We start from the raw sequence: 17,218 nt of genomic DNA on the forward strand, positions 1-17,218 counted from the left end.
GCTATAGACAAGCAGCCCCAGATTATAAGGATTGGTTTGACCCGATGAATAGGGCAACAAGTCACTGAGGGTGTCTAACTGATCTTGCCAAGCTTGATCAACCTCCATAAAAACGGCTAAATCTGGCTTTTCCAGTCGGATTAGGTCAAGAACCTTTTGATAGCTTTTGTTTTGAGTATTGATGTTGGCTATCAATACTCGTAAGTCAGATTTAGATCCAGAAAAAATTAAACCATTAGCAGGCAGATACCAGGGCAAAATTTGAGCTGAGAGCAATGCACAACAGAAAAAGCCTAATACGATAAAACGTTTTTGCTTCAATAACACCAAAATGCCTAGCAAGATCAGGCACAGGACAAAGTATTGCAGCTGAAAGTGGGAAAAGATTTCAAGATAAACTTTCCAACCATAGCGAGAGGTGGCATAGGCCCACAAGGTCAGAAATGCGACTGTTCCCAAAACGAATATCGAGACCACTAAGCTCAAATAAGAGTTAGCAAATTTCGTTCTAGCCATACCCTGTACGCCTATAAATTGATATTTTCCAAGCTAGCAGCAGTTGTTCAGCGCCAACCACTGCCATTATCGAACATCTACACATGCAGGCTGGCTTATTTAGATAGCCTATGGCTCAAACAATGGAGTAATAGGGGTACCGGTCAAAGTAATGGTTGGTTTGCGATCGCAAAGACCAATCATCGCTTCCCAACGAGAGGGAAAGTCTGGATCGATAAAGTTGATATCAAACCGGCCCCAGTAGTAAGTGGGTTCCCCATTAGCATCTTCTCTAAAGGTATCGCAGCGCAGAGAAGAAGACTCTTGTACCCAGTAGCCAGTATAGGAACCTCGATCGGTATAGACTCCGGCTAATCCGTCGATAAAAATCGTACCGATCTCATCACCATAGGTCCAAATGGCGGTGCGATTGCGTTCATCTTGGTAGACGACATCATATTCTTCCGTTGACCATCGTTCATCGGCTAAAGCCGCTTGGGATGTAAAGCCAGCAAGTAAAAGCGCGGCTGCAAGGAATATTGGATTCCTTTTCATTGTCAGGACCTCAATGGACGTCTGGACACAGCTTAGCCTAAGATTCTGGGAAATCGGGTTAATTTACATCACGGGCGACTTGCCAGACACGACAGTTACAACAGTGAGGCTCATCTGGAAAGTCTGAGCGAATTTTCGCAGCAATGGCATGGGCCTGGTCTAGGTCTGGCAACAGTCCTAATGTGTTGACATCTGAAGGACTAAAGATATTTGGAAACCTGCCACAGTTGGTTAAGACGCTGTTACCGTCATGGTCATCGAGAATATCAAAACCACAAAATTCAAACGCGGGCGGTACCTTGCAAAACTGACTGGGTTGCTCCAGAATCGCCAGGAGCTGATCTTGACCAGTGCTCCAGGTGAAACGCTGACGGAGGTAGGCAAGGTTGGTGAACCAGGTGATGCGGTAATCTGCCTGGACATTATGGGACCAATCTTCGTCGATGAGATCCTCGATGAGGTCAGGGCAAAGAATACTATCTAGAGTAACAACTTCAGTGATGTGGGTAAAACCGGAAAACTGGATGTAGCTATGCCAGCTTTTTGGTTGGGATGGGGTAAATCGTTGGCGGGCCGTAAACAACCAGTGGGTCATCTGTAAACTGTTTTTTAATATGCATTAATCATTTTTCAACAACCAGACATTCTTTTTTGCCACACATCTTCCTTTCAAGCCACCTGGCAGATTTGCACTCTCAATAAGAGCCAGACTATAACTAGCTCCATAGTGTTGATTAACTTCTTCGTTACTAATGGAAAAAGGAGGGCCTGCCATCAAGGTCTGGTCGTACTCATAGCTAACAAGCAACTGTGGTGCCGTATCTGTAATCTCTGTTACGTGCGCTGTATATCGATGGCGCACTTCTTGGGGCAGGGCCACCAAAGCGGCTCGGTCATAAATTGCTTCGACTGGGCCAAGAATGCGGCTAGATACATCAAAGATATTCCCTACAAATATGTCGATATTGGTGGCGCTGTAGTGCTTGACTTCACCAGCTTCTGCAACGTGTGGTTCTATCCCAAGCTCCGCGAATAATTGCTCAATGGCTATTTCAACGAGTTCAGCACCAGCAACGCGACAGCCCTTAGACAACAGCCAGGCAATATCCAGGGTTTTACCGCACAATGGCACAAATACACGACTGCCTTTTTCTAAGGCAAGCTCTTTACAATGCGTAACCAGTGCGGGGTTCGCTGCGCTCTCGTGGAAGCGAATATCATTTTTCTCCCACTTTTGCAGCCAAAAACTTGTGTCCATCCAAAAACTCCTTTGGTGATGTACTGATATCTAAGGCTTCTAATCACCCAATCACAGGCTCATTATCCACGACCAGACCATAACTCTTTGCAGACTCTAACGTGGTGTCTGGTATATTACACAGCATCTTGTCCCATGTCCTCTGTGCTTGCAAAGCGTCTACGACAATCTGCAGTGGTTCAGCAAGAACTGTCTGAAAATCAGCTTCTTCAGGGAACCGAATACGATAGGCTAATCGTTCTTGAGGTGGGGTAAATTGAGCATTGACGCCCTCTTTATTACCTCTGGCATCAGCTCGATACCAGCCAAACTCAGGTAAATAGATCCCATTAAAGCCATGTAAGCTGTACGGTGGCCCCTTATCATCAATACTCAATCGCTGATAGCAAAATCCTGCTGGAATTTGGTTGGCCCGTAATAATGCTGCCAACAGGTGGCTTTTTGCAAAGCAGTAGCCCGTCCTATGCTTTAGAACATCAGACGCTCGACAGGTGACAGGGTTCATCTGATAGTCAACACTGTGAAAAATCTCATCTCGGACCCACTCAAAGCAATCTTTTGCAATCTCTGCTGCTGTGTCATCGTCTGACGCTATAGACTTAGCAAGTGCGATGATTTCGGGATGTTTCCAGTCAATAACCTGATCGGCTCTTAAGTATTGTTCCATCTCAGCTTTTTGTAAGTAGATAGCCCAAAGTAAACGTTCCTATACCGCTGGTTTCGACTCCGCTCAATCAGCCAATTTAGAGAAGATGAGGGCTGAGCGGAGTCGTTCGCGTTCGCGTCTCCAGAGGAGAAAGCCCGGATTGATGGATAGTTTTTTCCATTTACTTACCGCTAAGAACAGTTTATTAGTGATTCAATGTCGGCAGCTACAATTTTCTCCAGGTTGCGTGTAATTTTCTCAATGTCCCAATTCCACCAGGCAATTGTGAGTAAGGATTGAATTGTCTCATCATCAAAACGTTGACGGATATATTTGGCTGGATTTCCTCCAACAATTGTGTAGGGTGCAACATCACTCACTACAACTGATTTTGCGGCAATAATGGCACCATCTCCCACCTGTACTCCTGGCATAATGACTGATTCATAGCCAATCCACACATCGTTGCCGATGACCGTGTCCCCCTTATAGGGTAGATTTCCAGCTTGAGGAGCAACTTTTCCCCAGCCATTGCCAAAAATATAAAACGGGTAGGCCGAAAACCCATCAAACTGGTGATTGGCCCCATTCATGATAAACGTTATGCCCCTAGCCAAAGCACAAAACTTTCCAATGATTAACTTATCGCCAATGAATGGAAAATGGTACAGAACATTGCGTTCAAAATCCTCCGAATTTTCTGGATCGTCGTAATAGGTGTAGTCTCCAATGATAATGTTTGGATTTGACACAGTGTTTTGAATGAAGCAGATTTGTGGAAATCCCTTCATTGGATGCTTTTCTTTCGGATCTGCTCCGTACAAATCGGGCGCTCCCTACCTTCAAAATGGATGCCAGATAACATCCAGTCATCAAACATCCAGAACGTCATCATCCATTGAGGACACACATAATAATAAGCAACCCGACAACGATTCCGGCTGATGGCTGGTCTTGCCAGGCGCAGTTACTCGCTCGCCCGGATAATACGCCTGAGCATCCACCACAAAGTCTCCCTCTAACACCAGCACAGTCTCGCCGCTGGCATGATAATGATTCGGAAACAGCCCTTTCCCAACCTTCCGCGCAAAAAATGCCGCCTCACGGAATACGTCATCCGTCTGCCAAGTGGCCACCGTCACACCGGAGTCACCGGGCATTAAACACCAGTCCAACTCAGTCGCCTTTTGCTTTAGCTCAGCAATGGGTAAATCTAACAGTTTCAGCAAATCTGAACTTGCCCCGTTAGGCTGCCCAGCAATTCGCTGAAATAAACGAGCCTTTAGATCTGTCGCCATCGGCACAGGGGGCGCACCATAGGCCAGTGCCGCGGCCGTCTCTTCAAACCCACGCACTGTCTGCTCCAGATCCGCACTATCCAATAGCGCCTGCTCAAACTGCCCACGCTCATCCGCCCCTAGCCCATCCAGGGCGTAGATCGCGGCCGCGTCAACGGCGTCAGCATTTTGATAGGGGTCAGGAGATATCATGTCTTTAATAGTAACTTAGCATTCAAGGAATCGGTTTTTAGAGTGCAGGTGTATAGGTATACGCGCGCTGACTCGGTTTGGATCTCATAGTGTTTTAATCTGCACCTAAGGCCTGTTTCAGTTTGCGCAAACCAAGGCGTACCCGCGTTTTCACTGTCCCCAAGGCCAGCCCCGTTTGCTTTACAATTTCTGATTGACTGTAGCCCTGATAGTAGGCTAGCTCAATCACAAGGCGCTGCTCATCGGGTAGCTCACTCAAGGCCTGGGCCACCACTGCTCGCCGCTCGTTAATGAGCAACGCTTCCTCCGGCACATCCGATGAACTCACTTGAGCCGTATTGGTAGCCGCTTCGACTACCTTGGTTTGCCGCTGCCGCTGTCGTAGCCGATCTAATGAGCGACTGCGGGTCATTAGAAATAACCAAGAATCTACTCGACTCCGGCTGGCATCATAACGGGCAGCCGTCCGCCAAGCCTTAGCAAATACATCTAGGACAACCTCTTCCGCCTCTTCCACCGAGCCTAAAATTTTGAACGCCAGGGAATACATCACTCGGGCATAGCGATCATAAAGCTGGCTCAGAGCTGCCTGGTCCCCTTGCACCATGCGACCAATCAGTTCGGTTTCGTCCTTAGATTGCAGTTTGACCATTTATTTCAGCTTTTTTTTGAAACCGAGAGATCCAATCCATCAAACCCAGCGTATACCCATTCAGATTGCACAAAATCATCGCTAGCTAATCGCTAACCGACAGAGCAGAAACTAGCTGCTCTAACAGAACTGACGACTTTGCATATGTTGTCATGGCCCTTGCTCCTAAGCAACTGGGGTCGACGGTGCGATGCGTGCGATTTCACAAACCTTATTCTATTCGTTTCTCAAAAGGAGAACTTGAACCATGCTAAATTCTTTGCAAAATACTCTAAAGCATGTTACTAAGCGCCAAAATTGGCTAAAACTCAGCGGAATCATCCTAGCCACTACCCTCACCCTAGGCAGCACAGCTACTTTTCTCAGCGCCTCTGATCACGACGATGGCGAAGTCGATGTTAAAGGTCGGAACCTCAACCTGACTGATGTTTACGCATTTAGAGAAAAAGACCAAAACCCTAACGCTTCTGAAGACGACATCATCCTGGTGATGAATACCAATCCTCGCTCTGTAGCACGACAACAGTATTATTTTAGTACCAACGCCCGCTATGAATTTCACATTGACTCCGTCGCCAACAAAGACGCAAAGGTCGAAGGTCAGCCAGACATGACCCTACGCTTTGAATTTGGTGCCCCCAACAGCAACCAGGAACAGGAAGTGACCCTTACCACCCTGAGAAATGGTAAAGCACAAAAGAAAACAGCCGTCACCACCCCTCTACTGGACGACTCTCCCAACGTCACAAACGTCAAACTAGACCAAGAAAATCTCACCGTATTTGCCGGACTGAGAGAAGATCCTTTCTTCTTTGATGTGGAACAATTCTTCCGCGTCCGTGCTGGAGCTGCGGGTATCGGACCTGCTGTCGGGTTCCGAGATCCCAGCAAAGCCGTTGATTTCGCCGCCGGCTATAACGTCAACACCATTGCCGTCCGTGTTCCCAAAACCCTATTACAAGGGCGCACCCACAGCGATGTCTTTGATATTTGGACCACCATTTCCACCCCCGACGCCGAGGGTAAACATGTCCAGGTTGAGCGCTTAGCTCGACCCGCCATTAACGAAGGTCTCGTCCTCACCAACGACTTCTTGAATGCACTCAACAGCGTCGGCCCTGATTTTGAAGCTGCGGCTCTAGCCGGGAAACAACCCGCCGCTGATATCGCTGGACCCATCGTTGGCGAAGCCAAGCAAACCTTACTGGCCCTGGGCAATAGTGAAGAACGTGCCGACGCCCTACTCGGAGCCTTTCTCCCTGACGTTATGCGCATCGATACTAGCGGCCCCAGTGGCTATGCTAATGACCTCAATGGCGCAGGTAGCCCAGTACGTGGTCGGATGCTGAAGGACGACGTCATAGATATCACCCTGAGTGTTCTATCGGATGGGGCAGTGACGACAGACAATGTCTCCTATGAAGGCACCCCAGGAAATCCGGCCCAGGGACATCAGCCGTTAGAGCCTGCCTTTCCTTACTTGGCATTGCCTAATTAGAGGGTGCCTGTTCTCCTTTGTTAGGGTAACAGAGGCGGGGGGATCGACAATATCCCATGCGGTCGATGCCCCCGCCATCTACAGTCTCTCCTTTTAAGCAGGAGGACGACAATCCTGCACCCCACAACCACTCTTATCCCTAGACATCCATGCTCCTAACCCTACGACTACACATCCATCAACACCGTCGCCCAATTATCTGGGGTCTCGGTCTCCTTGTCCTTGCTATCACTCTCCAACAGGTTAAGCCACAACTTACCCACACCCCATACGACTATCCATTCTCTCCCCCCAATAACACTGACATTACCGGCCAGCTCGAACAGGAGATTGCCTTTCACAAGAACCGCATCCGCCAAACCCCAGAGGATGGCCTCAGCCAAGCGGGCCTAGCCAGTACCTACCTAAAACTGGCTAGAGCCACTGGCGATGCTAACTGGTATCTCCTGGCTGAACAAGCGGCTGAACAGTCTTTACAAAAACTGCCGTTTAATAATCAAGGTGCCCAGCTCGTCCAAGCTAAAGTTGCTGAAGCTCGCCATGACTTTGACCAGGCGATTCTCTTAGCCAATCAGGTGCTGGAAACTCAGCCCTATGCCGAAGCTGCCCAGTCTATTCTGGTGACGGCGTATTTGGGGAAGGGGGATGTAAAAGAGGCGGGTGCGATCGCAAACACCTTAGTCCAACGAATTCCCACCCTAGGCTCCCTGACCCTGCGCGCTCTGGTCCATGCCGCCCAGGGTGAAGATACCGCCGCTATCCAGGATTTCGCAGCCGCCCTCAACGCCGAAGAACCCCAAGAAGCTGGCAGTTCCGCCTGGACTCGCACCCTGATGGGGCGTTTCTACGCTAGCCGAGGTGATAGTCAAACCGCCCGACAGCTCTATCGAGACGCCCTGGAAATCTTGCCTCGATATCCCCTGGCCCTAGTCCACATGGCCCACCTCGATACGCGCCAGGGTAATTATCGAGCCGCCAAAAAGCGTTACTCCCAGGTATTTACCTCCCAGGATTATCCCAACGTGTGGGACCATGTAGCGCTGCAGGGCATGGCCCAGATCGCTGATCTTCAGGGCAACTCAACAGAAGCTCAGAAACTTTGGCAACAGGCCGAAGCGCAGTTTAGACAACATCAGGATCTAGAGACCTTTGGCCATCGCCGGGCGCTAGCTCAGCTGTTACTCGCCCGAGGAGATAGCGCCGATCTGCCTGAAGCCCTGGCGCTGATGGAAGCTGACCTAACGGTTCGCCAGGATGCTGAAACCTTAGACACCCACGCCTGGACACTGATGCGGTTGGGGCGTTGGCAAGAGGCCAAAGCAAGCCTGCAAACAGCGATGGAGCAGGGCACTCGCAATGCTGTGATCTTTTATCGGGCTGGTCTGATCGAACAACAGCTGGGTAATGAATCAGCCGCTAGCCGGTACTTTGAAGCAGCCCAGACAGTTGATCCCACCTTTGGTCAACGGGATCGGCAGATGTGGGGGCTGGAGCGCCACCGGAAGTTTTAGCTTTATTTAGGAGAACTCGATGAGACATTTTGTTCGTTTTTTACAAGTAGGCTTTTTTGGATTGCTTGCTAGTCTGTGGATTGGAAATGTTGCGATCGCACCCGCCGCTGCCCACTGGGCCGATTTAGCCGTAGCCGATATCATCGTATCTGACGCAGAGGCCCAAATCACCCTGACGGTGCCTACCGCACTGCTAGCGGATGCCGATGATAATGGCGATAACATCTTGTCCCAGGCAGAATTTGACCAACACTATTCACAACTAGAACAACAATTGGGTCGTAGTATCGTCTTAACTAACCAGACCGATGCACCAGGCAGCTTTACCGTTGCCCTAGCCGCCCAGCTCAAACAGACCCACAGCACGTTTTTACTGCAGTATCAGTGGCCCGTTCCCCTGCAACAGCTTTCCATCCGTTACAGCTTATTTTCTTCGGGGCTGGACCAATGCCTAGCCACCATTACCCAGGGAAATCGCACCCGTAATATTGTCTTTACCCCTGAAAACAACACTGTCAAAATAGCCGGCTCTCTTCCCTGGCAACAACAGTTCCTCAGCTTTCTCAAGCTGGGTGTAGAGCACATTTTTACCGGCTATGACCACATCTTATTTTTAGTTGCCCTACTGTTGCCTGGGGGAAATCTACCCCAGCTGCTTAAAATTGTTACCGCGTTTACTATCGCCCATTCCCTCACCCTTACCCTGGCCGCCCTCAATATTGTCACCCTGCCAACTGCCTTGGTAGAAAGCGTCATTGCCCTATCCATTGTCTATGTCGCTGCCGAAAATCTGTGGCGAAAACAGATCGGCCACCGTCCCTGGCTCACCTTTGGGTTTGGACTGATCCATGGTTTAGGATTTGCCAATATTCTGAGGGAGCTAACCCAGAGTCAGGGAAACTTACTACTGTCTTTAGCCAGCTTTAACCTAGGTGTAGAACTCGGGCAGATTGGGATTGTATTGCTAGTCTTCTATGGACTACGGTTTTTACAGAAACGTCGCGGGGAGCTAGCACTGCGCTATGGCATCTCAGCGCTGATGATTTTAATGGGCAGTGTGTGGTTTGCCGAAAGAGCCCTGGCCGCCTGGCTATGAGCAACAGCTTAGGGATCTGCAAAAAAATCCCCGGAGTAGAGTGGGGAAGGGTTAAAGGGAAAGGGGAAAGGAGCTATTGACGGGTACCTTATTTATCAGCAAGTCCCTTGCTGGTTCAAAATACCAGCGCATCCACCTCAATTTCGATTAGCATATCTGGATTGATCAGCGCGCTCACCTCGACCATGGCCGTCGCTGGTGGATAGGCTCCCATGGCTTCCTGGTGGGCTTGGCCATACTCTTCCCAACGACTAATATCCGTCACATACATGCGCGTCCGGACAATATTTGACAGGTCTGCCCCCATGGCGCGCAGTGTTTCTCGAATAATCTGAAAACATCGCTTTGCCTGGGCATAGCCGTCACCGGGGGCAAAAGTGTTGCCTTCATCATCCACGGGCGCAGTTCCTGAAATAAAAATCTGGTTGCCCGCTCGGATCGCACGACAGTAGCCTACTTTTGGCTCCCAGAGAGTCCCAGTAAAATGGCGAGAAATAGGAGGATTATCCATAGTTGTTATTGGGAATATTGCTGATTTGCCGTTGCAATAACATCCAAATAGGCCTTCACCGCAGCCTCCAGCCCCATTATCAACGCATCCGCCGTCAGCGCATGGCCAATGGACACCTCCAAAATATTAGGAATGCGCAAAAACTGAGGCAGGTTTTCTAAATTTAAATCGTGACCAGCATTCACCCCTAGGCCACATTCTTTAGCCACCTTTGCCGCCACCGCATAGCTCGTATGCTGAGTCTCCAGCTGTTCTGGCGTCCCCTCTCTAAAGGCCGTTGCATAGGGCTCGGTGTACAGTTCAATGCGAGTCTCTGCCGATGGTGTCATCACCCCCAGGGTGTTAATCAAGCGAATTTGCTCTGGATCGGGATCCATAAACAAACTTACCCGTGCCCCTAAGCTTTGGATTTCCTTAATAATTGGCACCAGTGTGTCGCCGTCCTTAGCCATGTTCCAACCATGGTCGGAGGTAAACTGACTCGGATCGTCGGGGACTAGGGTTACCTGATTTGGTTTCACCTGCCGCACAATCTCCATAAATCCTGCCTCGAGCGGATTACCCTCAATATTAAACTCAATGGCAGGATGGTCCTTTAACAGCTCGGCTAGGTCGTATACATCGTGACGGCGAATATGGCGTTCGTCGGGACGCGGGTGAACCGTCAGACCATAGGCCCCTGCTTTGATACAGGTTTCACCCGCTTGGACAACACTGGGAATCCCGATCGTCCGAGCATTACGAATCAGGGCAATTTTGTTCAGGTTAACGCTGAGGGCAGTCATAAATCTGGATAGGTAGCCGAGCAGGGCTATTGATTGTACAACATACAAGCATGCCGCAAAAACGTCCCACAGGCAGCCCCAAACTGTTCATACGATACGCTCAAACCAATAAAAATTAGGTACTGTAGAAGTCATCAGGGCTGATAAAACCATGGGACTCCATCAAGTATGTTGTCTACTGTCAGAGTCACTATCCAAAACAGGTTCATGTGAAAAACTGGGACATTCACAGCTATGTACGACTTGACACGGTTTAACCTGCAAAATGCCACCGATATTGGTGCCGCTTTGCGCCACCTGGGTCAGGGGGCCGACACCATTGAAACCGTCGCCCAACGATCTGTACGTTATTTCTACGACAACTTGATTGATCCACATACAGGGCAATCGGCCTGTGCATTAGCTCGTTTTTTCAAAACCCACGCCTACGGCAATCTGCCCCCAGACCTGCAGGCTCAGGCGATGAAATCCCTAGGCCGAGTGGATGCATTGGACCCTGAAGTCAAATGTTTAACCTTGCTGGGCACCGTGGGCGATCAGCTAGCTTGGAACGCTCGACGGGCCTCCCAAGGACACCAGGTCATTCCTTTAACAAGTGCCAGGGGCGTCAAAAAAATCCCCATGATGTCCCAGATGATCCAAAGTTTTGGGTTAGAAATCAACAGCGTAGTGGCGCCTAAGCCCACACTTCTCATGGAGCTAGAACGTAAAACCTACAACGTTTTTTTTATTCCCAAAGCAGCTGGTAGCGAATATATTCCTAGCCAACGTGACTTTGTTAATACATTTGCCATTAAGTCGGTGCTTGGCTTTGGCGGCATGCTACCCTCAGGCAATCTGTTCACGATTATTCTCTTTACCAAGGTTGCTGTTCCAGACACCACAGCCCAACTCTTTAAGAGTTTGCCACTCAATATCAAAATGGCCATTATTCCCTTTAGTACACACCAGATCTTCTGTCCCCAACAGCCCGTTGCATCGTCTGATACGTAGTTTGTTCACGTTTGTTCAACATTTTGTTCAATATAGTTACTGCTCCCATCACAACCTACGATTACGATGAAGCGTTCGGATGTATCTTCTAACAAGGAAGAGATTCTAAAGTTAAAGGATCAGGTGGCCACATTAGAAGAACTGCTGCAGGTTTATGAGCAAACGGCAACCGAGCAGGAACAACGCCTCCAGGAAACATTGCAGTCACTGCAGGAACGGGCACAGCAGTTGACCCATGCCCAGGACACCTTGGAAACCCTAGAAGCGATCTTAGAAAGCATGGGAGATGCAGTTGTTGTTACCGATAAGAATGGTCAGCAATTATTTAGTAATCCTGCTGCCCAAGTTATGTTCCAAGGACAAGAGCATAATCTTTTGTTTGATCACTGGTCACAAACCTATAAAGTTTGTGATGCGGACGGATTGGACTATCCCAATCAGACCCAATTACCCCTGTTTAGGGCTATTCAGGGAGAGTCGCTAGATGCGGTTGAACTATTACTCATCGACCAAAGGACAGACAATCGCCAATGGCTCAGTGTGAATGCGCGTCCTCTACATGCTGGAGAAGAGGTGATTGGGGGTGTGGCGGTATTTCGCGATATTACAAAACAAAAACAGGTAGAGCAGGCCCTAAAAGCTTCCAATCAAGAGGCTCAAAAGCAGACTCAGCTACTAGAACAAACACTGCAGCAGCTACGCCAAACCCAGACTCAGCTGATCCACGAGGAAAAAATGGCTAGTCTGGGTAAGACGGTGGCCGGAATTGCCCATGAAATCAACAATCCAGTTAGCTTTATCCAGGGTAATCTCAGCCATGCACAACAGGCATTTCAAGACTTAATGGCGCTCGTACGCAAATTTCAGGTAGCTTATCCCAATCCGCCCGCTGAGATCGCAGCTGACATGGCGGCCATGGATGTTAACTTTTTGGAAAAAGATATTCCTAAACTCCTAGAATCGATGCAGGTGGGGACAACCCGAATCGACGCCATTGTCCAATCCCTGCGCACCTTTTCTCGTCTAGACGAGGCCAGCTTTAAAGCGGTCGATATCCACGCAGGAATTGATAGCACCCTGGCCATACTGCAGTCTCGACTACAGGCACAGCCCTATAGACCGGCGATTACCCTGATCAAACAATATGGCAGCCTGCCGCTGGTAGAATGCTACGCCAGCGAACTTAATCAGGCCTTTAACCACCTGCTATCCAATGCCATTGATGCCGTGGACGACGGCATCAGCAATCCCACAATTATGATTGCCACCGAAGTACAGTCTCAAACCGTGGAGATTTGCATTACGGACAATGGTATTGGTATTCCTCGTCACATTCAGCCTCGTATTTTTGACCCCTTCTTTACCACCAAAGCTGTGGGTGAAGGAACCGGTCTAGGGCTGGCCATTTGCCACCAAATCATTGTCAACAGCCATAAAGGCCGACTAACCTTTTATTCCCAAGAACATCAGGGTAGCCAGTTTGTGATTACATTACCGATCAAATAGATAGCAACAAATTTTCAGCCATTAGAATACGGAATAGCATCCTACCGCTCAAACCTATGCAAACCATTTCAGACTCATCCACAGCTAAAGAGATACAGACCGCACAGTGGGCCTTAAACCCCATCGGGTACATGGAAACAAATCAGCGCCGCTATGGCGATTTTTTTGGTGCCCGGATTTCTCCCACTACGAACGATGCCATTGTATTTGTCAACCACCCCAAGGCATTGCAACACATTCTCACTCACGATGCTACACCCGAGATGACGGCACCGGGAGAAGCCAATCGGATTGTTGAACCTCTGTTGGGTAGTCGCTCATTAATTTTGCTCAGCGGGGCCAATCACCGCCGCCATCGCAAGTTGGTCATGCCCCCGTTTCACGGCGAGCGGCTCAAGGTCTACAGCGAGTTAATTTGTGACATTACTAAAGAAGTTGCTGCCAGTTGGAAACCGGAACAGCCCTTTTCCACCCGCATGGCGATGCAGAAGATTACCATGCGGATCATTTTGCGGGCAGTGTTTGGTCTAGATAAGGGAGAACGTTACGAGCAGCTACAGCAGAAATTAGCGCAGCGGTTGGATATGGTAGCGAGTCCGCTGGCCTCTTTGCTGATCTTTTTCCCGATGCTGAAAAAAGATTTGGGTAGCTGGAGCCCTGGACATCGGGTCCAGCAGGTTGCGGATGCGTGCGATCGCTTAATTTATGACGAAATTCGGGAACGGCGGGGGCAGGATATTAGCGATCGCACCGACGTGCTTTCCTTATTGCTGGCCGCTCGGGATGAGCAGGGCGAAGGGTTAGATGATATCTCCCTACGCGATGAGCTGATGACACTGCTGGTGGCCGGGCATGAAACCACGGCTACAGCGGTCACCTGGGCCTTGTACTGGATTCACTCACAGCCAGATGTGTACCGGCGGCTGATGGCTGAACTGGATAGCTGTAAAGGTGCCGATCCCCTGGAGATGACGCGGCTACCCTATCTAAATGCCGTATGCAATGAAACCCTGCGGATTTATCCGGTGGCCATGCTCACATTTCCCCGTCGGGCAGAAAAATCGATGGATCTGCATGGATATCACATCGAAGCTGGCACCCTGCTGATAGGGTGTATTTATCTGATTCACCATCATCCAGATTTTTATAAACAGTCCAAACAATTTAACCCCGACCGTTTTTTAGAGAACACATACTCGCCCTACGAATTTATTCCCTTTGGCGGCGGTGTTCGACGCTGTGTGGGTGCGGCCCTGGCCCAGATGGAAATGAAGCTGATCCTGAGTACGCTGCTGACAACAACGTCTTTGAAGCTGGCCAACAAAAAGCCGGTGAAGCCGCAACGTCGTGGGGTTACCCTGGGGGCCAGTCCGGTGATGCTACAGCGTCAGTAATGCCACCTCACAACAACAGCTCTCCCCGTAATACAGTCACAGCCTGACCGCTGATGTAAATTCGCTCCGGTGTACACTCCACATGCAGCTCTCCGCCGCGAGCGGAGGCCTGATAGGCCAGCATTTTGTCTTTGCCTAGTTTGGCTTGCCAGTAGGGGGCCAGAGAACAGTGGGAAGATCCGGTCACCGGATCTTCGGGGATGCCCATGGCGGGGACAAAATAGCGGGAGACAAAATCGTAGGGAGACTCGCCTGCGCTGGTGACGATGACACCCTGGTAGGGGAGCTTGGCCATTTTCTTTAAATCTGGGGTGAGGTTGGTGACGGCTTGGTGCGATCGCAACTCCACCAAATAGTTCACATCATTACGCGACCCGTGAACAATATCCGCATGGTTCATTGCCGCCACCATGGCCGCAGAAATGGGCGCATCGTGTACCGGCTGCGCTGGAAAGTCCAGCTGGATTAGCTCACCTTTGCACGTGGCCAACAGTTCTCCACTTTTGGTTTGAAACCGGGCGGTGACATCAGCGGCGAGATGGCCCTCGGTCCAGAGTACGTGGGCGCTGGCCAGGGTAGCATGGCCACACAGGTCGATTTCAGCGGCATGTGTAAACCAGCGCAGACTGTAGTTGCCCTCGCCCTCTAGCGGATAGAGAAACGCCGTTTCCGATAGATTCATCTCCGCCGCGATTTGCTGCATCAGCGTTTCATCCAGCGGTGCTTCGCCGACGCACACCGCTGCCGGGTTACCTGCGAATGGCTTATCGGTAAACGCATCCACTTGAATGACGGGCTGTCTGATGCGAGTATCAGCGGCTTCGGAATCTGAGCGTTTCATTGGGATTAACCGTATGCATTCACTCAGAATTTTGGCATGGATAGCAGCGTTATCAAAAAATGGCACTTGCCCCTGCGGTGAATAGCCGCTAGAATCACCGCAAAAAGTGCGGTGATTATCGGACATGCAATTATGACCTGGATATATGAGCATCCAAACTGGCCCCACTTTACCTGGGATAGCTCGGTGTTATCTGCGAAGCTAGCGGACCTTCGCTATCGCCAGGGGTTGTTGTTGGGGCGAATGGCCTCTTTAGGGTTTGATTTACAGCAGGAGGCTAGCCTGAGCGTTTTAACAAATGAAGTGGTCAAGTCTTCAGCGATTGAAGGCGCTGTACTGGATCCAGATACAGTGCGATCGTCCATTGCCCAGCGATTGGGCATTGATATTGGTGGTTTGATGCCGACCAGTCGCGACGTGGAGGGCATCGTTGAGATGATGTTGGATGCGACGCAGAACTATGGCACTCCCTTAACACCGGATCGTTTGTTTGGCTGGCATGCTGCACTGTTTCCGACGGGATGGAGTGGGATGCATCAGATCACTGTGGGAAGCTGGCGACCAGAATCGGCGGGCGCGATGCAGATTATCTCAGGGCCGATTAGCCGTGAAACGGTTCATTTTGAGGCTCCTGCTGCGGCCAGGGTTGAATCGGAAATGGCAATGTTTCTGACCTGGTTTGATAGTGAGCAGTCGGTGGATCCCATATTGAAAGCGGGTCTGGCCCATCTGTGGTTTGTGACGATTCATCCGTTTGAGGATGGGAATGGTCGCATTGCTCGTGCGATCGCTGATATGGCTCTGGCGCGAGCGGATAATCTCGGTGAGCGTTTCTACAGCATGTCTGCTCAGATTGAGCTGGAGCGAAAAGAATACTACACTCAGCTGGAACGGCAACAGCGTGGCACGGTTGATGTGACTACCTGGCTGGATTGGTTTTTGGATTGTTTGGGTCGGGCTCTTGCTAGTGCCGATGAAACACTGGCAAACGTTCTTTATAAGGCGAAGCTTTGGGACTACGTGAACCAGCAGTCTGTGAATGAGCGACAGCGTCTGATTCTGAATCGGATGCTGGACAATTTTAAGGGCTACATGACTACTTCGAAGTATGCCAAGTTGGCCAAGTGTTCAGCGGATACGGCGTTGCGGGATATTCAAGATTTTGTATCGCGGGACATTTTCATCCAAAATCCTGGCGGTGGACGCAGCACGAGTTATCGCCTTGCAACTAATGAGGAGCTTTCCAATAGATCAATCAGATTTTAGCAAAAGGCTGGAATTACCTCGAATAAAACAGCATCATTACAGGATGGTGAATAAACAATCTCAGGCTTGAAACGAGAAGGATGATTACACTGAACTTTTTTACTTAATCACCCGTACAACAGCAATGATTTGGCTGACAGAGTTTTATCCAGGCTATTCATAAATTAAGGTGGAATGGTTCTATCTAAATAATCCGTTCAAATTACTACCAAATGGAAATTTTCGAGTAAGATAGTCAGTCCAAATCTGATTTTTCATTAAGGCTGAACTCAATGAGTAACGGCATTACTCCAAATGAACTTGCCCAACACTTAGAAACAGCAAAACGGATTTTAAAGAGAATTGAGGCTTGGTGGCCTGTCGCAGAACAAGTAAGAGGAGGAGTTGGGAAGATTCCTGCTGTAGCTACCCTAATTCTTCCAAAAACTGTATGGAATGATTTGTCGAAAGAAAAACAGGTCAGCCTTACGTTTTATGCGGAGAATATGATTGGTGATATTCGAAATCATCCTGAAAAATATTTAACACTCCCATCCTCTGCACCCATTTATCAGTCGATGCTTGCCAACTATCGAAATATTAGTGATGGTTTCTGGGCAGTTGTTACTGGAAGATTCATAAACGAAGATTCAAAGAAGTTGATGGTTGATAGTAGCCTTGTTAAGGGTGATGCTTTTTGGGATTATGAGCAAGATAAATTCGGAGTTAGAGCCTCCTCTGT

Annotated in this window: 19 protein-coding genes; 8 read left to right on the forward strand and 11 right to left on the reverse strand. The window is 49.5% G+C overall.

The window, feature by feature from the left end; genetic code table 11:
• The 8 genes from IQ260_RS13120 to IQ260_RS13155 form a co-directional block, all read right to left on the reverse strand.
• A partial coding sequence (locus tag IQ260_RS13120; RefSeq protein WP_193993561.1) for an endonuclease/exonuclease/phosphatase family protein occupies positions 1-516 on the reverse strand: 516 nt, incomplete at its 3' end.
• Between the two features lie 108 nt (positions 517-624).
• Positions 625-1,050, reverse strand: a complete 426-nt coding sequence (locus IQ260_RS13125) for a hypothetical protein (RefSeq protein WP_193993562.1) — start codon at positions 1,048-1,050, stop codon at positions 625-627.
• A 58-nt stretch (positions 1,051-1,108) separates the two neighbouring features.
• Positions 1,109-1,645, reverse strand: coding sequence for a hypothetical protein (locus tag IQ260_RS13130; RefSeq protein ID WP_193993563.1), 537 nt, complete (start codon positions 1,643-1,645; stop codon positions 1,109-1,111).
• A gap of 24 nt (positions 1,646-1,669) precedes the next feature.
• Positions 1,670-2,308: a thiopurine S-methyltransferase gene (tmpT, locus tag IQ260_RS13135; protein WP_193993564.1), complete on the reverse strand. Its 639-nt coding sequence runs from the start codon at positions 2,306-2,308 to the stop codon at positions 1,670-1,672.
• Positions 2,309-2,351: 43 nt separating this feature from the next.
• A complete protein-coding gene (locus IQ260_RS13140) occupies positions 2,352-2,975 on the reverse strand; it encodes a transglutaminase-like domain-containing protein (RefSeq protein ID WP_193993565.1) in 624 nt (207 codons plus the stop codon).
• A gap of 170 nt (positions 2,976-3,145) precedes the next feature.
• Complete coding sequence (locus IQ260_RS13145) at positions 3,146-3,778, reverse strand: Vat family streptogramin A O-acetyltransferase (protein ID WP_193993566.1); 633 nt, start codon at positions 3,776-3,778, stop codon at positions 3,146-3,148.
• A gap of 48 nt (positions 3,779-3,826) precedes the next feature.
• Positions 3,827-4,444 (reverse strand): cupin domain-containing protein, encoded by a 618-nt coding sequence (locus IQ260_RS13150; protein ID WP_193993567.1) that lies wholly within the window; start codon positions 4,442-4,444, stop codon positions 3,827-3,829.
• A gap of 94 nt (positions 4,445-4,538) precedes the next feature.
• Positions 4,539-5,096, reverse strand: a complete 558-nt coding sequence (locus IQ260_RS13155; RefSeq protein ID WP_193993568.1) for a sigma-70 family RNA polymerase sigma factor — start codon at positions 5,094-5,096, stop codon at positions 4,539-4,541.
• Positions 5,097-5,343: 247 nt separating this feature from the next.
• On the opposite strand from IQ260_RS13155, the gene IQ260_RS13160 reads away from it, so the two are divergent.
• The 3 genes from IQ260_RS13160 (at position 5,344) to IQ260_RS13170 (ending at position 9,201) form a co-directional block, all read left to right on the forward strand.
• The gene (locus IQ260_RS13160) at positions 5,344-6,594 is read left to right on the forward strand and encodes a DUF4331 domain-containing protein (protein WP_193993569.1); all 1,251 of its coding nucleotides are present in this window, start codon (positions 5,344-5,346) and stop codon (positions 6,592-6,594) included.
• 149 nt (positions 6,595-6,743) lie between these two features.
• Positions 6,744-8,105, forward strand: a complete 1,362-nt coding sequence (locus IQ260_RS13165; protein ID WP_193993570.1) for a tetratricopeptide repeat protein — start codon at positions 6,744-6,746, stop codon at positions 8,103-8,105.
• 19 nt (positions 8,106-8,124) lie between these two features.
• Positions 8,125-9,201, forward strand: a complete 1,077-nt coding sequence (locus tag IQ260_RS13170) for a HupE/UreJ family protein (RefSeq protein ID WP_193993571.1) — start codon at positions 8,125-8,127, stop codon at positions 9,199-9,201.
• Between the two features lie 115 nt (positions 9,202-9,316).
• Here the strand turns inward: IQ260_RS13170 and IQ260_RS13175 are convergent, their stop codons facing one another.
• Together IQ260_RS13175 and IQ260_RS13180 are read right to left on the reverse strand one after the other, a co-directional pair.
• Positions 9,317-9,712 carry a RidA family protein gene (locus IQ260_RS13175; RefSeq protein WP_193993572.1) on the reverse strand — a complete coding sequence of 132 codons (396 nt, stop codon included), beginning with the start codon at positions 9,710-9,712 and terminating at the stop codon, positions 9,317-9,319.
• A 5-nt stretch (positions 9,713-9,717) separates the two neighbouring features.
• Positions 9,718-10,497, reverse strand: coding sequence for a pyridoxine 5'-phosphate synthase (locus IQ260_RS13180; protein WP_193993573.1), 780 nt, complete (start codon positions 10,495-10,497; stop codon positions 9,718-9,720).
• A 234-nt stretch (positions 10,498-10,731) separates the two neighbouring features.
• On the opposite strand from IQ260_RS13180, the gene IQ260_RS13185 reads away from it, so the two are divergent.
• From IQ260_RS13185 to IQ260_RS13195, 3 genes are all read left to right on the forward strand, one after another.
• The gene (locus IQ260_RS13185) at positions 10,732-11,490 is read left to right on the forward strand and encodes a hypothetical protein (RefSeq protein ID WP_193993574.1); all 759 of its coding nucleotides are present in this window, start codon (positions 10,732-10,734) and stop codon (positions 11,488-11,490) included.
• Between the two features lie 66 nt (positions 11,491-11,556).
• Positions 11,557-12,996 carry an ATP-binding protein gene (locus IQ260_RS13190; protein ID WP_193993575.1) on the forward strand — a complete coding sequence of 480 codons (1,440 nt, stop codon included), beginning with the start codon at positions 11,557-11,559 and terminating at the stop codon, positions 12,994-12,996.
• Between the two features lie 56 nt (positions 12,997-13,052).
• Positions 13,053-14,390, forward strand: coding sequence for a cytochrome P450 (locus IQ260_RS13195; protein ID WP_193993576.1), 1,338 nt, complete (start codon positions 13,053-13,055; stop codon positions 14,388-14,390).
• A gap of 7 nt (positions 14,391-14,397) precedes the next feature.
• Here IQ260_RS13195 and IQ260_RS13200 read toward each other — a convergent pair whose 3' ends face one another.
• Positions 14,398-15,231 carry a PhzF family phenazine biosynthesis protein gene (locus IQ260_RS13200; RefSeq protein ID WP_228015978.1) on the reverse strand — a complete coding sequence of 278 codons (834 nt, stop codon included), beginning with the start codon at positions 15,229-15,231 and terminating at the stop codon, positions 14,398-14,400.
• A 132-nt stretch (positions 15,232-15,363) separates the two neighbouring features.
• Between IQ260_RS13200 and IQ260_RS13205 the strand changes: the two genes are divergently transcribed.
• Complete coding sequence (locus tag IQ260_RS13205) at positions 15,364-16,497, forward strand: Fic family protein (protein ID WP_193993577.1); 1,134 nt, start codon at positions 15,364-15,366, stop codon at positions 16,495-16,497.
• A gap of 272 nt (positions 16,498-16,769) precedes the next feature.
• Positions 16,770-17,218, forward strand: a 449-nt coding sequence (locus IQ260_RS13210; RefSeq protein WP_193993578.1) for a hypothetical protein, incomplete at its 3' end; no start/stop codon positions are given.

This window comes from Leptolyngbya cf. ectocarpi LEGE 11479 (genome assembly GCF_015207065.1).
Taxonomy (GTDB): domain Bacteria; phylum Cyanobacteriota; class Cyanobacteriia; order Phormidesmidales; family Phormidesmidaceae; genus Leptothoe; species Leptothoe ectocarpi.

Bases quoted from the DNA above. Each gene is read 5' to 3' on its own strand.
- IQ260_RS13150 (WP_193993567.1), bottom strand. From the start codon at position 4,444: ATGATATCTCCTGACCCCTATCAAAATGCTGACGCCGTTGACGCGGCC.
- IQ260_RS13130 (WP_193993563.1), bottom strand. From the start codon at position 1,645: ATGACCCACTGGTTGTTTACGGCCCGCCAACGATTTACCCCATCCCAA.
- IQ260_RS13170 (WP_193993571.1), top strand. From the start codon at position 8,125: ATGAGACATTTTGTTCGTTTTTTACAAGTAGGCTTTTTTGGATTGCTT.
- IQ260_RS13160 (WP_193993569.1), top strand. From the start codon at position 5,344: ATGCTAAATTCTTTGCAAAATACTCTAAAGCATGTTACTAAGCGCCAA.
- IQ260_RS13140 (WP_193993565.1), bottom strand. From the start codon at position 2,975: ATGGAACAATACTTAAGAGCCGATCAGGTTATTGACTGGAAACATCCC.
- IQ260_RS13175 (WP_193993572.1), bottom strand. From the start codon at position 9,712: ATGGATAATCCTCCTATTTCTCGCCATTTTACTGGGACTCTCTGGGAG.
- IQ260_RS13190 (WP_193993575.1), top strand. From the start codon at position 11,557: ATGAAGCGTTCGGATGTATCTTCTAACAAGGAAGAGATTCTAAAGTTA.
- IQ260_RS13185 (WP_193993574.1), top strand. From the start codon at position 10,732: ATGTACGACTTGACACGGTTTAACCTGCAAAATGCCACCGATATTGGT.
- IQ260_RS13195 (WP_193993576.1), top strand. From the start codon at position 13,053: ATGCAAACCATTTCAGACTCATCCACAGCTAAAGAGATACAGACCGCA.
- IQ260_RS13125 (WP_193993562.1), bottom strand. From the start codon at position 1,050: ATGAAAAGGAATCCAATATTCCTTGCAGCCGCGCTTTTACTTGCTGGC.
- IQ260_RS13200 (WP_228015978.1), bottom strand. From the start codon at position 15,231: ATGAAACGCTCAGATTCCGAAGCCGCTGATACTCGCATCAGACAGCCC.
- tmpT (WP_193993564.1), bottom strand. From the start codon at position 2,308: ATGGACACAAGTTTTTGGCTGCAAAAGTGGGAGAAAAATGATATTCGC.
- IQ260_RS13205 (WP_193993577.1), top strand. From the start codon at position 15,364: ATGACCTGGATATATGAGCATCCAAACTGGCCCCACTTTACCTGGGAT.
- IQ260_RS13165 (WP_193993570.1), top strand. From the start codon at position 6,744: ATGCTCCTAACCCTACGACTACACATCCATCAACACCGTCGCCCAATT.
- IQ260_RS13155 (WP_193993568.1), bottom strand. From the start codon at position 5,096: ATGGTCAAACTGCAATCTAAGGACGAAACCGAACTGATTGGTCGCATG.
- IQ260_RS13180 (WP_193993573.1), bottom strand. From the start codon at position 10,497: ATGACTGCCCTCAGCGTTAACCTGAACAAAATTGCCCTGATTCGTAAT.